This is a genomic window from Mycolicibacterium vinylchloridicum, assembly GCF_013404075.1.
GTDB lineage: Bacteria > Actinomycetota > Actinomycetes > Mycobacteriales > Mycobacteriaceae > Mycobacterium > Mycobacterium vinylchloridicum.
Window position 1 is genome coordinate 18,881 of record NZ_JACBJQ010000051.1, and the last position, 14,896, is coordinate 33,776.

The window sequence follows — 14,896 nt, forward strand, 5'->3', positions numbered from 1 at the left end:
TTGAGGACGGACGGCGGCTGAGTGTGATGAAGGCCTTCCCGCCAGAGAACCCTTGCGCAGCCGACAACGTGCCGCCGAATGAGTTCAACGCTCAAGCTCAGCGTTGTCGTGCTTGGGGTGGCTCGCAAGTCCTACCTGACAGACGCTTCGCCCTCCATGTGGAGCTACAGGGCCGTGCTGATCGCATGGAGCGCACCGGCCGGAAGCTCCACCCCGACGTCGGCGCCTACGGTGAGATTCACCTGAGGTTCGAGTTCGACGAATATCGACGATTCACCGATGCGCACGCAGGCCAGGCATCGGATGCCGGCCGGCTGCAGCGAGCTGACGGTGCCTGTGAGAGCAGAGTCGGTCGCAGATGTCAGGTGAACCATCTCATGGCGAAATACCAACGTGGCGGGTCCGTCCGGAATGCGCGCAGCCGTCGGCAGCGCATGCGGACCCAGGTCGGAGTGGTGCACCCCGGCGGCGACGCACCCGTGAATCTCGTTCAGCCCGCCCATCAACCGATGCACCGCCAGGGTCGACGGCCGCACGTATGCGGCCTGCACGTCGGAATCGTGTTCCAGTACACCGCCGATGAGCACCGCAATGGAATCGGCGACCATGGCCGCCTCGGACTGGTCGTGGGTCACCAGGACGATGGTGGGGTTGAGTTCGTCCCGGACCGCTCGCAGAAGGGCATACATATCGCCGCGTAGCGCACTGTCCAGCGCGCCGAACGGTTCGTCAAGGAGCAGCACCTTGGGCTCGGCGGCCAGCGATCTGGCCAGCGCCACCCGCTGAGCTTGACCGCCGGAGATATCGGCGACAGAACGGCTCGCGAAGTCGCTGAGCTGGACCAATTCGAGATACCGCCGCGACGCCGCCCGGGAGTCCCGGCGGGAAAGCCCCGCCGCACGCGCAGCGAAGGCCACGTTGTCGATGACCGACAGATGCGGAAAGAGCAGTGGCCGTTGAAAAACCATGGCGATGCCGCGCTTCTCAGCGGGTGTGTTCGTTACATCCTCGCCATCGAGAAGCACGCTGCCACAGGTGGGCGTATCCAGTCCGGCGATCAGCCTCAGCGCCGTGCTCTTTCCGGATCCCGACGGGCCGAGCAGCGCCAGGCAGGCACCGCCGTCGACGTCGACATCGAGCCCACGCAGCGCCGGCACCGGCTGGCCCGGATGCCGGCGGGTGAGGTCCCGCAGCCCCAGTCGGGTACTCATGACGGGGTCTGCGTTCGTCGTCCGGCGCGGGCTACCGCCACGAGCAGGATCAACGGCGGAAGCACCGCTGCCAGAGACAGCGCCGCCACGACGGCACTGTTTCCGGTACCCGCGGCGAACGACCCCACCAGGATCGGGACGCTCACCACTCGTCCACCCCCAATGAGCAGGGTCACGACGTAGTCACTCCAGCCGACGAGGAACGCCAGGAACGCCGCACCGGACAGCGCAGGCGCCAGAAGCGGGATCTGCACCCGCAGCAACACCGTCGCGCGGGATGCGCCCAACGTGCGGGCCTCCTCCTCGAAACCGATGTCGTAGGCGCCGAAGGCGGCCCGCATCAGATAGGTGGTGTACGGGATCGCGGCCACCGACAGCACGGCGACGACGGCGAGGGGACTCGGCACGCGGGTACGCAGGACCAGCACGTCCAAGCCCATCGCCACCGCGAACGCGGGCAGGACCAGCGGCGCGAACAGCACGGCTTCAGTCAGACGCGGAAACGGCAGCCGGCCGGACGCCAAGGCGCGGGCCGCGAGTGCACCGGCAGGGGTGGCGATGGCCGCCACCGCGAGCCCGATGGCCGTCGAGACGACGAACGCGTGCGGGGCGCCCGCGGTGAGCCCGCTACGCACCCCGTCCAGACCCCACTGCTGCGGCAGCAGATCCGGAAAAGGCCAGCGATTCGCGAACGCCCACAACAGCATCGGAACCAGGGGAAGCAGGAACCACAGCGCCAGCGCAGCGCGCACCCCTCGTCCCGTGGCGGTCCGGGTCCACGCGGTCACCGCCAGATCGCCGATCGTCGCAACATCGTCAGTGCGCCGGCCACCGCGAGCAGCGCCAGCACCGCGGTGACGACGGCCGCCGCGGCTGCCTGGGGCCGGGTGGCGAGGTCGATCGAGGTGAACAGTCGGATCGCCATCACCGGAAGCGGTTCCGGATAGGCCCGGCCGAGCAGCAGAGCCACCTCGTAGGAGCCCAGGGTGTAGGTGAAGCTGATGGTCGCCGCGGCCACCACGGCGGGACGGATCAGGGGAAACGTCACCAACCGCAGCCGGGCACGCCGCGAGGCTCCCAGCATGGCGGCGGTCTCGTCATAGCCGGCGACTCGGGTGGCCAGCACAGACGCCACCACCAACGCGATGAACGCGGCCTCCTTCCAGGCGTACTCCAGGACCACAGCGATCCACCATCGGCCGCCGACCAGGGCAGGCCAGCCGCCGTCGGACAATCCGAACACCCTCGCCAACAGGCCGGAGTCGGCAAGCAGTAGGCCCATGGTCGCGGCGCCGATCAGGTGCGGGACGGGGACGGTCACCGTTCCCGCCCACAGTGCCGCGCGACGACCCCCCACCGCGGTCAGGGCTGTCGCCACCCCGACCAGCACCCCGATCACTGTCGCCGCGGTGGCGATCGCGACGGACAACGCTGCGGATGTCGCCATGTCGTCGGCGTTGGCGCGGTAGGCGTCGACTGTCAGCGCCGGCGCACCGACGAGCGGCATCAGGCCCAGGCTCTGCAACAGCGCCGAACCGAGGCCGCCGATGAGGACGGCCATGACCGGTACCACCGCAGGCAGTACCCACAGCGCCGCCCGCCAGGACGCTGCGGACTCAGTCGGCCGCGAGGACATTGCGGCGCCATCCCTCGTCGAGCGGTGCCACCCACTCGGCGGCCAGTTCTGCATGGGCGTCGCGAGCGAGCACGTCGTACGGCGGCACCACCGGTGAGGCGGGCAGCGCATCGAACGCGGCCCGGTCTGTCGCGGAGAGCCGGCCCAGGTCCAGGACGGTGAACTGACCCCACACCTCGGGTTTGGCCTTCTCCAGTTGCTGCTGCGGCGACAGGGCCAAGTTGGCGACCACCCGCGCCCCTGCGCTGCTGCCGGAGGTGGACGGGATGGCGAGGAAGCTGGCGTTGCCGACGGTCCCGTCCGTCAGGGTCAGCACCCTGGTCTGCGGGGGGTAGGTGCCGTCGGCGACCAACTCGGTCAGGGTGGCGGGGCCGTAGGTCATCGTCATGTCCACCTGGCCGCCGGCGTAGAGGTCGTTGAGTTCCGAGGACGTCTGCGGATAGGTGGCCCCTGCACGCCACAGGTCGGGTTTCAGCGCGTTCAGCCGTTCGAACAGGGGTGGGGCCAGCCGGTCATAGTCCTGTTGGGAGAACTGCAGCGGGACGTTCTGCGGGCCGCCGGAGACAGCGATGAGCGCCTCGCGGATGAACACCGACCCGGTGAAATCAGGGGGCGCCGGGTAGGTGAACCGTCCAGGGTTGGCCTGCGCCCAGTCCAGCACGCCAAGGAAATCGGTCGGCGGGTCCGGAACTCTCTCGGCGTTGTATACCAAGGTGAATTGCGCCCTGTGCCAGGGTGATTCGCATCCGTCGACGGGGGTGCCGAAGTCGTTGGTCAACAGTGGGTCGTCGGGATCGGTCAGCGCCATGTTGGGCAGCGACTCCGTCCACCCGCACAGCCAGGCACCGGCCTGCCTGCCGGTCCCGAAGTTGTCCCCGTTGACCCACACCAGGTCGACGTCACCGTCGGTGACGCCGGCCTGCCGCTCGGCGAGGATGCGGTTCAGCGCGTCTCCGGTGTCGGCGATCGGCACCCGGCGCAGTGTCACTCCGGCCTGCTGGGCGGCCGGTGCCAGGACGTCGTCGACGTAGGTGTTGCCCTGCTCGTCGCCGCCGTACATCCACAGCGACACCATCTGCCCCCTCGCCTGGTCCGCAATCTCGGACCACGACGCAGGCGCTGCCTGAACAGGGTCGGGATCCGGGGCGGCGCACGCGGCCAGCGTGCACACGACGGTCACCAGGGCCACCACTGTGTATTGTCGCCGCCGTGTGGTCATAAGCCGTACGTTGGCTGGTGAGACACGAGAACTCCTCTTGACAGGCGGGCCACCCCACTGAGCGGCCGCGCAGATTCGACGCAATCTTCGCCTACGGGAACACAGTGACGCGCTCGAAGCCTTCCCATCGTGAATACCGACGACGATGGAGCCTGATGCAGACACCAGAACGCGACGCAGCACCACCGCGGACGCGGATCGACTACCGACTCAAGGCGGCGATCCTCGCCCTTCTCATCGGGGGCGGGATCACGTTGGCACTCACCACCGAGCTGCCCGATCCCGCTTCGCTGCGCGACCAAGTGGCCGCCGCCGGAGCGTGGGGGGTGGTGGCATTCGTAGCTGTGTACGCCGGAGCGACCCTGACGCCGTTCCCTGCCAGCGCCCTGACCATTGCCAGCGGACTCCTCTTCGGCCTAGCGGTCGGGGCCGCGGTGGTGGTATTCGCCGCGACGCTCGGCGCATGGGTGGCCTTTCTGCTGGCCCGGTCCCTGGGCCGCGACGGGGTGTCACGCATCCGGTGGGCCCGCATCGCCACGATCGATGCCATGCTCGAACGTCGCGGTCTGATCTCCGTGTTGCTGGTGCGCCTGGTGCCGCTGTTTCCGTTCATGGCCGTCAACTACGCGGCCGGTCTGAGCGCGGTGCGCCAGCGCGACTACCTTCTCGGGACCGCCGTGGGCATCGTCCCCGCCACGGTCGGCTACACCGCGTTGGGCGCCTACGGAACGTCGCCGCTGTCCTGGCCCTTCGCCGCCGCGGTACTCGCGGTCGTGATCGTCACCGTGGTCGCCGGATACGCTGCTCGACGGCTCAAGAACAGCTCCGCTGTCGGCGGCGATCCGCTGGATTCGGGCGACGACCAAGTAGAGGGTGACCCGACCGATGTTCGACAATTACCTTCGTAGGCACCTGGAACGACCGCTCGCCCGTGTCGCCGAACGAGGCGCCCAAGTTGGCTTGACCGCAAACCGGCTCACCACTGTAGGCCTGGTGCTGGGTCTCGGCAGCGCCGCGGCCGCGGCCGCCACCTGGTGGTGGGTGTCGTTGGCACTGTGGATTCTGTCCCGCCTCGCCGACGGACTCGATGGGCCGGTGGCGCGAGTGCGGAGATCGCGCGACCCCGACGAATCCGATTCCGGTGCAGGGGGTTTCTTCGACATCACCGCCGACTTTCTGGTCTACGGCGCCACGGTGGTCGGGGTGGCCTTCGGCGCCACCACGGCCCACGGGGCGCCGTGGTGGCCCTTTCTGCTGGTGCTGTTGGCGTACTACATCAACGGAACGGCGTTCCTCGCCTTCTCGTCCATCGCCGAGAGATCAGGCCGGACCCTGGACGACGGACGATCGCTGTCGTTCCTCGGCGGACTCGCCGAAGGCGCGGAAACCATTGTCGTGCACAGCCTATGGCTGATCTTCTCCACCGTGGCATGGCAGATTGCAGTGCTGTGGGCCGGCGTCGTGGCGATCAGTGCGGTGCAACGGATGGTGGCGGGCTACCGATCCTTGAGATGAGACCGGCACCCGGGGTGTGCAGATGGACCGCCGCCCGCATTGCCGGCGGCACTGTATGGGTGTGGCCCGTGGCTGACTGTGCCAGGAGGTCGCGGCTCAGCTTCAGCGCACGCTCGGTCAGTGCGCTGCCGTGCGAGAAGTCGGTCGGGGCGACGGGCAGCGGGCACGGCGGCGGCATGACCGTCAACCCAACGTGGTCGGGCACCGCTCGGATATCGCGCACCAGCTGCTGCTGAATCATCAACGTCACGGCATGCACGGCCACCCCCAATGCGCTGCGCGGTGAATCGTGCAGACCGCATGCGTAGCCGGTCGGCAGCACGTAGATATGGGATGCGCCCAGAGCGACTGCCTGACCGACAGGCGTGTTGTCGGTAACGCCGCCGTCGACGAAGTCGCGGCCGTCGATCTCCACCGGGGCGAAAACGCCGGGGATGGCGGAGCTGGCCAGAACCGCTGCTTGGGTGGACCCATGTGACAGGACGACCTCGGCGCCGCTCAACAGATCGGTGGCGATGATGTGAAGTGGGATGGGCGCTGACTCGAGTTCTCGGAATTCGACCCAGCGCTCCACCAGCTTCCGTAATCCCGCCGAACTCACCAGGTGGTTCCGCTTGCCGGCGATACCGAGCAGGCCGTCCACGCTGAATCGGATCGGAAACACGTCCCGCGAACGGAGTTCCGACCAAATCCTGCCCAGCTCTCGTGCAGTGGTCACCGTCGCCGGCCGTGACGCGAGGAAGGCACCGTTGAGCGCGCCTGCCGACGATGCGACGATGAAGTCCGGCCGGACACCGCGCTCGTAGAGTGCGTGCAGCATGCCAACCTGAATCGAGCCGATGCTCCCGCCGCCGGAGAGCACGAAGGCGATCGGCCCAGCCGTCACGCCGTCCGAATCGAGCATCCGAACCTCCTGCTCCCGAACCGGCAGTCGGTTCTGTTGACTAGTGAACAACGAGTGCCGGTCTGAACCTTCCCGGACTGCGGACATGGGCTCGACAGTGTCATGCCGATGACAGTGCCGGGCGACTGATTCTCCTCAGCGAGTACGAACACGCTGTACAACATCGAAACCGACTGCAGCCGAGAGTTATTGGCAACCAGTAAGACCGGTGTTCCACCGGGCCGCGACAGCGCCGCTTCCCATCAAGAAAAGGAAACCCATGACCGCCAACATAGTTCGCTCTCGACGTCTGCTCCTAGCCACCGCCGCCGGAGCCGCCATCGCGACCTTCGGTTTATCGGCATGCGGCGGCGCGACGACCACGACCGCTACGCCATCGGTGGCATCGACAGTGGCACCATCACAGCCCTCCCCGGCTGCCCCGGACTCGGCTCAGTCGCTGCGGACCAGTCTGGTGACCACGCCGTCGAGCCAACCGTTCGACGCCACCGTCGCGGCGCTCAAACAGGCGGTGTCGTCGAACGGAATGATGATCCTCGGCGAACTGGACCAAGCCGGAGCGCTTCGAACCACCGGACTCCAACTCACAGGCGCCCACACCTTCTTCGTCGGCAACCCTGCCGTCGGCAAGATGTTCTTCGAGCAGAACCCCGCCATCGGCACGGTCCTACCCTTGCAGATGTACGTATGGGAAGACAGCGCCGGCCAAACCAACATCAGCTACTTCGACCCCAGTCCACTGTTTCGGGCCGTCGATCCGCATTTCGGCGAAGGCGGCCAGAAGATGGCCGATGCCGCCGCGATGATCACCCAGGCTGCCGCCGGACCCGGCAGCGAAAGCGCAACAGGTTCCGCCCAGAACGCCTCGCTGGTCACCGTCGACACCAACGGCAGCTTCGATGACGCCGTCGACAGGCTCAAGCAGGCGGTGTCAACCAACGGGATGATGATCCTGGGCGATCTGGACCAAGCCGGGGCACTGGAAACCACCGGGTTGCGACTCAGGGGCGCCCACACCTTCTTCGTCGGCAATCCCGCAGTCGGCAAGACGTTCTTCGAGCAGACCGCCGCCATCGGCACGGTTCTGCCCATCCGGGTGCTGGTGTGGGCGGACCAGGACGGTAAGACCCATGTGAGCTACTTCAACCCCGAGCCGTTGTTCAGCGCTGTGGACCCCCAGTTGGCCAGCGGGGGCGCGAAAATGGCGTCTGCACTCACCATGATCACCGACGCGGTGCAATGACTCAGAACGTACTCACCACTACCGCCCCCTCCGGGCGAACCAGGGTCCGCAGCGGACTCGAACTCGTCGCCACCGGGGTCGTCCTCGCCGCCGCCGGGGCTTCGGGGGCCGCACTTCTCGCGGTGTCGGCAACGGGGCGCTGGGAGTTCCAGACATTGGTGCTTCACATCGGCGTGCCCGCCGCGGGAGTGCTCGCCTTGATGCTGATCACCGCGCCGCTGCTGCGCTTTCGCCGCCTCGGGCACGCGATCATCCTCGGAGGGGTCGCAGGCATAATCGCCACTCTCGGCTTGGAAGTCGTACGCATCATTGGGTTCCGGGTGTTTCACTCGATGCCGGGCGACTTGCCAACCCTCATGGGCGTCAAACTCGCCGGGCGCATCATGCTCGGACCGAACACGATGTCGACCACCATCGGATATCTCGACCACTTCTGGAACGGTGCGATGTTCGGTGTGGTCTTCGCCGTCCTCATCGGAGGATTCCCGGCAGTGCGGGGCGCCTGGGCGGGCGCGGTAATCGGTGCGGCCTACGGGCTGGCACTGGGTTTCGGGTTCGTCGCCGGGCCCCTGCCGCGCACTCTCGGCATCGGCGGTGTGTTCTCCTCAGTCACCGTTGCCGAATTCCACATCACCGTCTACGCCGCGCACGCCGTATTCGGGGCCATGCTCGGCGTACTCGTGCACCGTTTCGGTGCACGCATCCCTCCTCTATGGATTCTGGTGCGCAGTGTCCTGCGAGCCCGCAGCGATCGTCGACCGCCCGACATCACATGATGTCCTGACGAAACCCAGACACGTGTCACAACAGTGGAGAACACGCGATGCACGTCCTTGGCGTCCATTGCCGTCATGCGTACCGTCATGCGCGGACAGCCCGACGTTCAGGCCGTGCGCTCTCGACGACGCCGTTGTAATGCGGGCCAGTATCGTCACTGCGCTGACAGTCGTTGCGTGGGTCACACACCGAGCAGTGTTTCACTCATATGGACATTCTCGGTTTGAGCTACTTTCTTCTGATCCTGTCGATCTGGTTCTTCGGCATCTGGCGCGCACACGCTGAGCGCGCGACGCATCCTCCGCGAAGACCCCGCTAAATTCAGGCCCCACGAACTACCCGCGCGAAATGCTCAGCGGCAGAACACAACGCGCACGCAGTCGCACCGGGCCTCAGTTTCCTGATTCGCAGTACATCTTCAATCCGCGTAGGCCGTCTTCGATCGCCGGGCCCAGCGTGCCGGCGACCTCATCCGGGGCGATCTCGGTGCTGTAGATCACCAAGCTTCGATCCCCGTGATCGAGGACGTCGATCGTGCCCAGGTGGAACGCGACGGGTATCCCTCCACCGACGATCCGATACTGGAACCGACGCAGCTCGTCGTCGCTGGTGACGATCTCCTCATCGAGCGGAACCCCTCCCTCGAGGACGCAGTGCCGCTCCCCACCGGCGGCTTCCGACGTCTGTACTGCCGGAAACCAACAGGAGATGTTGCCGGCGTCGCTGACGACAGCCCAGACGGCATCCGCCGGGCGGTCGATAGTCAGGTGCGTGCGCATTGTGGTCATGAATGGTTCTCCTTCGGGGTGGCGGTGGTGTCAACGATCGAAGCGGCGCTCAGGCACGCTGCAGAGCGATCAGGCCGGAGGCCACCTCTACAAGGTCGTCACCGATGACGTCTGCGGGGGTGAAGATGTCGGGATAGTGCCGCTCGAGCCGATGTGCCCAGCCGGTGGTCAGTCCGGCGGCGTGGGCGCCGTGGCAGTCGAACGCGTGCACCGCGACGAGTCCGACGTCGTGCGCCGGGAGCCCGATGACGGCCAACGCGTGCTCGTACACAGCCGGTGACGGCTTCCACGCCTGTACGTCGGCGACGCCGATGACGTGGTCCACGTACTGACTCAGGCCACTGCGATCCAGGAATGCCTCTGTGCTGTTCCGGTTTCCGTTGCTCAGACACGCCACTGAAACATCCGCTTCAACAAGCAATCGCATCGCTGCGCGCGCATCGTCGTGCGCCGGCAGCGTCGCCAGGCCATCGAGGACGTAGCGCACCTGCTCGTCGGAGAGCCGACTCCCCGCGATCACGCTCAGGGCCGATTCCGCAGCGGCGGGGAAGGTCGCGTAGTCGCCCGTCAGCGTGACCGCCATGCCATCGCGCAACATCCGGTCAAACCACCGCTCCAGGGCTGATTCGGGCAACCCGACGTCGACGAACCTCGATCGCAACGGTTCCAGCGACATCAACGTCTCGACGACGTCGAAAGCGACGGCGTGAGGACGGTGAACCACCATGGCCTCCTTTCGAGAATGCCTCACGAGGAACACCCTGCGTCACCGCCAGAAAGCTCTCCGCGGTGGGCTAGGCGGGGCCCTGAGTGGGGATCTGGCGGCCGTATTCACGACCCCGTGGGTGAGTGCTCCAAACTGGTGGCCACGATTCGAGCACACCGAGACGGCACCGACCTCGCGAGTGTAAGCACGATGACAGTGTCTGCTTAATCGGCCTGATCGCCAAGATCTTTCAGTGCCGCTGCGATGGCGCCGTGAAAGGTCGGGTAGGCGAAGATCATGTCGCGCAAGGTCCTTACAGGCACTTCGGCGTGAATGGCGACCGCCAGCGCGCCCAGCACCTCGCCGCCGGCCGGACCGACCGAGGTCGCGCCAACGAGCACACCGCGGTCGGCGTCCTCAACCAGTTTGATGAACCCGTCATTACCCGCCTTGTGTATCCAGCCACGCGACGACGACGGCACCCGAGTGATGCCAGTCCTCACCGACACCCCACCGGCACGTGCCATCGCCTCCGTGACACCCACCGTTCCAACCTCCGGGTCAGTGAAGGTCACCCGCGGTACTGCGCGATAGTCCGCCGCTCGGGTCGCCGCACCGAGGATGTCGCTGGCGGCGATATCGGCCTGATACATCGACATGTGGGTGAACGCGCCGCGACCGGTCACGTCACCGATGGCCCACAATCTGTCGCCCGCCCGCATCCGCTCGTCGACCTCGATCGTCGGCGACTGCTCGTCTAAACCGAGGTTGCCCACGCCAAGAGCCGCGAGGTCCGCGCGCCGCCCCGTCGCGACCAGTAGCTGCTCGGCGTGGTGCACGACGCCGTCGTCGAGCGAGACGGTGAAGCGTCGACCATCATGCGCCACCCGCGTCACCGAAACGCCGGTGCGCACGGTGACGCCCTCAGAGGCGAGAACTTCCCCCAGAACCTCGCCAGACTCGGGCTCATCGTGCGACAGCAAACGGCTGCGCACCAGCATGGTGACCGAACTACCGAACCGCGCGAACACCTGGGCGAATTCACTGGCCACCGGGCCGCCGCCGAACACGATCAACGACGACGGAACCTCCTTGACTGCCACTGCCTCCCGGTTCGTCCAATACGGTGTGTCCGCAAGCCCCGGGATCGGCGGTGCGGCCGGCTGCGTACCGGGATTGAGGACGATCCCCTGCGTTGCCTGAAAGACCCGCGAACCCGTTGTCGTGTCGACCGTGACCTCGCCGGGAGCGCTAATCCGGGCCCAGCCCCGCACAAAGCGACCACCGGCCTTCTCGAATCGGGCAACCGCCACCGCGTCATCCCAATTATCCGTCGCCTCGGCGCGAATTCGACCCGCCACATGACCCCAGTCGGGGCGCACCGCCGCTGAACCCGCCAGAGCGCCGACACGGCCGGCCTCAGCCAACGTGTTCGCCGCCCGAATCATCATCTTGGTCGGCACACACGCGTAGTACGGACACTCGCCGCCGACCAAACGCCCCTCCACGCCCAGCACCGTCAAGCCCGCGCGCGACAACCTCGTCGCGGCGGCCTCACCGCCAGGTCCCATTCCGATCACCACTACGTCGAATGTGTCGGCTGTCATCGAAGCTCCATTCAGTCGTTGGTCCACATGCGGCAACCCACAACACCGCATCGGGAAACACCGACTGTCAGTGCCGTGACAATCCCGACGGCCACCCGCGGATCGAAACCGTTGGCCCCAAGGGTGTCAGCGCGCTGACCTTTTCACCACGCAGCGGTATCGACCGGTCGAGACTCACGCCCGAGAACAAGGATTAACCGAGCGAAGGGCGTGAATGGCGTGATCGATGCGAAGAAGGACCGTGACGAGGTATTCGTCGAGTACACCAAGTCGATCTGCCCGGTGTGCAAGGTCGTGACCGACGCGCAGGTCAACATTCGTGACAACAAGGTCTATCTGCGCAAGAGATGCCGCGAGCACGGCGAATTCGAGGCACTGATCTACGGCGATGCGCAGATGTACATGGACTCCTTGAGGTTCAACAAGCCGGGCACCATCCCGCTTCGATTTCAGACCGAGGTCCGCGACGGTTGCCCGTCCGACTGCGGCCTGTGCCCGGACCACAAACAGCACGCCTGCCTCGGTCTGATCGAAGTGAACACCAACTGCAACCTGGACTGCCCGATCTGCTTCGCCGACTCCGGACACCAGCCCGATGGCTACTCGATCACACTCGAACAATGTGAGCGGATGCTCGACACCTTCGTCGACGCCGAAGGCGAGCCCGAAGTGGTGATGTTCTCCGGCGGTGAACCCACGATCCACAAACACATCCTGCAATTCATCGACGCTGCACAGGCTCGGCCGATCAAAGCAGTCAACCTCAACACCAACGGGATTCGGCTGGCAACCGACCCACGCTTCGTTGCCGAACTCGGCGCCCGCAACCGCCCTGGACGTCCAGTCAACATCTACCTCCAGTTCGACGGATTCGATGCCAAGACCCACCTCGACATCCGAGGACGAGACCTGCGCGACATCAAACGCCGGGCCCTGGACAACTGCTCCGAGTCAGGTCTGACCGTTACCTTGGTCGCCGCCGTCGAACGCGGCGTCAACGACCACGAACTGGGCGCCATCATCCGATACGGCATCGCGCATCCCGCCGTGCGTTCAGTGGCGTTTCAACCTGTCACCCATGCCGGTCGGCACCTCGAGTTCGACCCCATGACGCGGCTGACCAACCCCGACGTCATCCACGGCATCGCCGCGCAACTCCCCGACTGGTTTCGCGCCGACGACTTCTTCCCCGTACCGTGCTGCTTCCCCACCTGCCGCTCGGTCACCTACCTGATCACCGACGGTGAGCACGTGGTCCCGATCCCGCGACTCCTCGACGTCGAGGACTATCTGGACTACGTGAGCAACCGAGTGGTCCCCGACTACGAGATCCGCACAGCCCTCGAAAAGCTCTGGAGTGCATCAGCGTTCATGGGTACCGACGCCACCGCCGAGCACCTGAGCCGGGCCGCGCAGGCCCTGGACTGCGCCGACGCGTGTGGGGTGAACCTACCTGAAGCGCTTGCGAACATCACCGACTCGGCGTTCATGATCGTCGTACAGGACTTCCAGGATCCCTACACCCTGAACGTGAGACAGCTCATGAAATGCTGCGTCGAGGAGATCACACCGGACGGTCGACTCATCCCGTTCTGCGCCTACAACTCCGTCGGCTACCGGGAACAGGTGCGATCCGACATGACCGGGGTGCCGGTTCCCGACGTAGTCCCGAACGCGACCCCACTGCAGCCCATCCTGGGCCGATCACCGCACGGCTCGAAACTGGCCGATCCGGGCCGCAGTGACGCCGTGGCACCCGATACCACCAACATCGGTCGGAAAGCCGTTCGTCGATGAGCCTTCCGGAGGACGTCAAGTCGTGTTGCGCCGCGGTCTACTCGTCCGATGCCGTCGCTCTGCTCCTCGGCGATTCATACCATCCCGGCGGCGCGGCATTGACCCGAAGGCTGGCGGGATTGGTGAAACTTCGTCCCGGTCACAGGGTCGCCGACATCGCCTCGGGACCCGGTGCCACCGCATGGCTGCTGGCCACCGAGTACGACGTCGCCGTCGACGGAGTGGACTTCGCAGCGCCGGCCGTGCAGCGGGCCGAACGCATGTCCAAACGCCTTGGACTCTCCGACAGAGTCCGGTTCCACGTCGGGGACGCCGAGCGAATACCCCTACCCGACAATGGCTTCGATGCCGTTCTCACCGAGTGCGCATTCTGCACGTTCACGGACAAAGCGACAGCCGCCGAGGAATTCGCTCGCATACTGCGGCCGGGTGGTCGTGTCGGCCTGGCCGACGTCACCGTCAGCCACGGCGGGCTCCCCGACGAATTGAGCACCGTCGCGGCCTGGGTAGCGTGTGTCGCCGACGCCCGAAGCGTCGGCCAGTATCGTGCGATTCTCGACAGCGCCGGACTGGCGACCGTTCATGCCGAGTCGCATGACACCGCTCTGATACGGATGCTCGACCAAGCCGAGGCGCGAGTACACCTGATGCGGATGACCCAGAAGGAACGCATCGTCGCTGCCGGCATCAACGTCGACGACGTACTGAATTTCATGGATATCGTCCGGCGCGCCATATCCGATGGACTGCTCGGCTACGCGCTCATCGTCGCGGAGAAAGGATAGAGCGCCCAAGGGGTTGCACGGCATCGACGCCCTCCCCTCCAGGCCTGTCGAAAGCCGCCCGGTCAAGGGGCTGACGCCATGTCCTCTGGCCGTTGCGAACGAATTCCCAGATCGCGGCACTCCCCGTCCAGGTCGGCGTTGCGACAACACCCGCCACGGCCCGCGTAGCCCCGCCAGGCCCCCCGCGACACCGCAGACACCCCTCCTCAGCGGGACGCTGCGGTCACGACTGCGCGACCTGCTCGCCAAGCGGCGCCGCCTGCACCGCGGCGGCGCCCAGCCGTGGCTCACCGCATCGCGTAAAGCCACCGAACGTTCGCGCCGCACCGCGTCTGGCGAAACGCCGCACCGCATGCCGGCCACCGCCGCGACGCGTCCGCGCCATCCGCCCCATGTTGTCGTCCAGGGAGCCAGAAAACGACTGTGCTATCGAACCTCTATGTCGGCCGCGATCTTCACGCACACCGGGTTGTCGCACTCGTGCAATCCCAGCATCCCCGCTGCCACGCTTCCGCCTGCGATCGCCGACGCGCAGCGATGCGCGACACAAGCACAAACTTCACGCGGTACCGCGCGAAGCAGAAGGCTGGCAAACGGCACATATCGGGAGGCTGCACTATTCCGGCATCCACGGCGCCTTCCCTGCGGAAGCACCCTCTAGGACTGAGCTGCTTGTAATGCCTTTGTCACGCTACGACTTCGACCTTG

General features: G+C 66.2%; 15 protein-coding genes. 6 read left to right on the top strand and 9 right to left on the bottom strand.

Going from position 1 to position 14,896, the window contains the following annotated elements:
• Positions 1-164: 164 nt before the first annotated feature.
• The 4 genes from HPC46_RS27745 to HPC46_RS27760 are packed head-to-tail and all read right to left on the bottom strand — an operon-like array spanning position 165 to position 4,066.
• Complete coding sequence (locus HPC46_RS27745; RefSeq protein WP_179475388.1) at positions 165-1,211, bottom strand: ABC transporter ATP-binding protein; 1,047 nt, start codon at positions 1,209-1,211, stop codon at positions 165-167.
• A complete protein-coding gene (locus HPC46_RS27750; protein ID WP_325096796.1) occupies positions 1,208-1,999 on the bottom strand; it encodes an ABC transporter permease in 792 nt (263 codons plus the stop codon). The genes HPC46_RS27745 and HPC46_RS27750 overlap by 4 nt, the downstream gene beginning before the upstream one ends.
• Positions 1,996-2,847 (bottom strand): ABC transporter permease subunit, encoded by an 852-nt coding sequence (locus HPC46_RS27755; RefSeq protein WP_179475389.1) that lies wholly within the window; start codon positions 2,845-2,847, stop codon positions 1,996-1,998. Before HPC46_RS27755 ends, HPC46_RS27750 begins: the two co-directional genes overlap by 4 nt.
• Entirely contained in the window at positions 2,828-4,066 is a 1,239-nt protein-coding gene (locus tag HPC46_RS27760) for an ABC transporter substrate-binding protein (RefSeq protein WP_179475390.1), read from the bottom strand. Before HPC46_RS27760 ends, HPC46_RS27755 begins: the two co-directional genes overlap by 20 nt.
• A 155-nt stretch (positions 4,067-4,221) precedes the next feature.
• Here HPC46_RS27760 and HPC46_RS27765 point away from each other — a divergent pair, with 155 nt between their 5' ends.
• Both HPC46_RS27765 and HPC46_RS27770 read left to right on the top strand, forming a co-directional pair.
• Positions 4,222-4,974 (top strand): TVP38/TMEM64 family protein, encoded by a 753-nt coding sequence (locus HPC46_RS27765; protein ID WP_179475391.1) that lies wholly within the window; start codon positions 4,222-4,224, stop codon positions 4,972-4,974.
• A 52-nt stretch (positions 4,975-5,026) separates the two neighbouring features.
• Positions 5,027-5,581: a CDP-alcohol phosphatidyltransferase family protein gene (locus HPC46_RS27770; protein WP_233716769.1), complete on the top strand. Its 555-nt coding sequence runs from the start codon at positions 5,027-5,029 to the stop codon at positions 5,579-5,581.
• On the opposite strand, the gene HPC46_RS27775 is transcribed toward HPC46_RS27770, so the two are convergent.
• Complete coding sequence (locus HPC46_RS27775; protein WP_179475393.1) at positions 5,535-6,485, bottom strand: patatin-like phospholipase family protein; 951 nt, start codon at positions 6,483-6,485, stop codon at positions 5,535-5,537. The genes HPC46_RS27770 and HPC46_RS27775 overlap by 47 nt on opposite strands.
• Positions 6,486-6,744: 259 nt before the next feature.
• Between HPC46_RS27775 and HPC46_RS27780 the strand changes: the two genes are divergently transcribed.
• On the top strand, positions 6,745-7,728 hold the full coding sequence (locus HPC46_RS27780; protein ID WP_179475394.1) for a DUF302 domain-containing protein: 984 nt from the start codon (positions 6,745-6,747) through the stop codon (positions 7,726-7,728).
• On the top strand, positions 7,725-8,504 hold the full coding sequence (locus HPC46_RS35190) for a phosphatidylglycerol lysyltransferase domain-containing protein (RefSeq protein WP_233716771.1): 780 nt from the start codon (positions 7,725-7,727) through the stop codon (positions 8,502-8,504). Before HPC46_RS27780 ends, HPC46_RS35190 begins: the two co-directional genes overlap by 4 nt.
• A 393-nt stretch (positions 8,505-8,897) precedes the next feature.
• Here HPC46_RS35190 and HPC46_RS27790 read toward each other — a convergent pair whose 3' ends face one another.
• The 3 genes from HPC46_RS27790 to HPC46_RS27800 all read right to left on the bottom strand — a co-directional run bounded on the left by HPC46_RS27790 (position 8,898) and on the right by HPC46_RS27800 (position 11,606).
• On the bottom strand, positions 8,898-9,293 hold the full coding sequence (locus HPC46_RS27790; protein WP_179475395.1) for an SRPBCC family protein: 396 nt from the start codon (positions 9,291-9,293) through the stop codon (positions 8,898-8,900).
• Between the two features lie 49 nt (positions 9,294-9,342).
• Positions 9,343-10,017 (bottom strand): haloacid dehalogenase type II, encoded by a 675-nt coding sequence (locus tag HPC46_RS27795; RefSeq protein ID WP_218894741.1) that lies wholly within the window; start codon positions 10,015-10,017, stop codon positions 9,343-9,345.
• A 206-nt stretch (positions 10,018-10,223) separates the two neighbouring features.
• Positions 10,224-11,606, bottom strand: a complete 1,383-nt coding sequence (locus tag HPC46_RS27800; protein WP_179475397.1) for a dihydrolipoyl dehydrogenase family protein — start codon at positions 11,604-11,606, stop codon at positions 10,224-10,226.
• Positions 11,607-11,825: 219 nt separating this feature from the next.
• Between HPC46_RS27800 and HPC46_RS35195 the strand changes: the two genes are divergently transcribed.
• Positions 11,826-13,403: a radical SAM protein gene (locus HPC46_RS35195; RefSeq protein ID WP_325096797.1), complete on the top strand. Its 1,578-nt coding sequence runs from the start codon at positions 11,826-11,828 to the stop codon at positions 13,401-13,403.
• Complete coding sequence (locus tag HPC46_RS35200) at positions 13,400-14,188, top strand: methyltransferase domain-containing protein (protein ID WP_233716773.1); 789 nt, start codon at positions 13,400-13,402, stop codon at positions 14,186-14,188. Before HPC46_RS35195 ends, HPC46_RS35200 begins: the two co-directional genes overlap by 4 nt.
• A 223-nt stretch (positions 14,189-14,411) precedes the next feature.
• Here the strand turns inward: HPC46_RS35200 and HPC46_RS27810 are convergent, their stop codons facing one another.
• A complete protein-coding gene (locus HPC46_RS27810; RefSeq protein WP_179475398.1) occupies positions 14,412-14,573 on the bottom strand; it encodes a hypothetical protein in 162 nt (53 codons plus the stop codon).
• Between the last annotated feature and the right edge of the window lie 323 nt (positions 14,574-14,896).

Bases quoted from the DNA above. Each gene is read 5' to 3' on its own strand.
- HPC46_RS27745 (WP_179475388.1), bottom strand. From the start codon at position 1,211: ATGAGTACCCGACTGGGGCTGCGGGACCTCACCCGCCGGCATCCGGGC.
- HPC46_RS27765 (WP_179475391.1), top strand. From the start codon at position 4,222: ATGCAGACACCAGAACGCGACGCAGCACCACCGCGGACGCGGATCGAC.
- HPC46_RS27775 (WP_179475393.1), bottom strand. From the start codon at position 6,485: ATGCTCGATTCGGACGGCGTGACGGCTGGGCCGATCGCCTTCGTGCTC.
- HPC46_RS27810 (WP_179475398.1), bottom strand. From the start codon at position 14,573: ATGGCGCGGACGCGTCGCGGCGGTGGCCGGCATGCGGTGCGGCGTTTC.
- HPC46_RS35200 (WP_233716773.1), top strand. From the start codon at position 13,400: ATGAGCCTTCCGGAGGACGTCAAGTCGTGTTGCGCCGCGGTCTACTCG.
- HPC46_RS27755 (WP_179475389.1), bottom strand. From the start codon at position 2,847: ATGTCCTCGCGGCCGACTGAGTCCGCAGCGTCCTGGCGGGCGGCGCTG.
- HPC46_RS27760 (WP_179475390.1), bottom strand. From the start codon at position 4,066: ATGACCACACGGCGGCGACAATACACAGTGGTGGCCCTGGTGACCGTC.
- HPC46_RS27780 (WP_179475394.1), top strand. From the start codon at position 6,745: ATGACCGCCAACATAGTTCGCTCTCGACGTCTGCTCCTAGCCACCGCC.
- HPC46_RS27790 (WP_179475395.1), bottom strand. From the start codon at position 9,293: ATGACCACAATGCGCACGCACCTGACTATCGACCGCCCGGCGGATGCC.
- HPC46_RS27800 (WP_179475397.1), bottom strand. From the start codon at position 11,606: ATGACAGCCGACACATTCGACGTAGTGGTGATCGGAATGGGACCTGGC.
- HPC46_RS35190 (WP_233716771.1), top strand. From the start codon at position 7,725: ATGACTCAGAACGTACTCACCACTACCGCCCCCTCCGGGCGAACCAGG.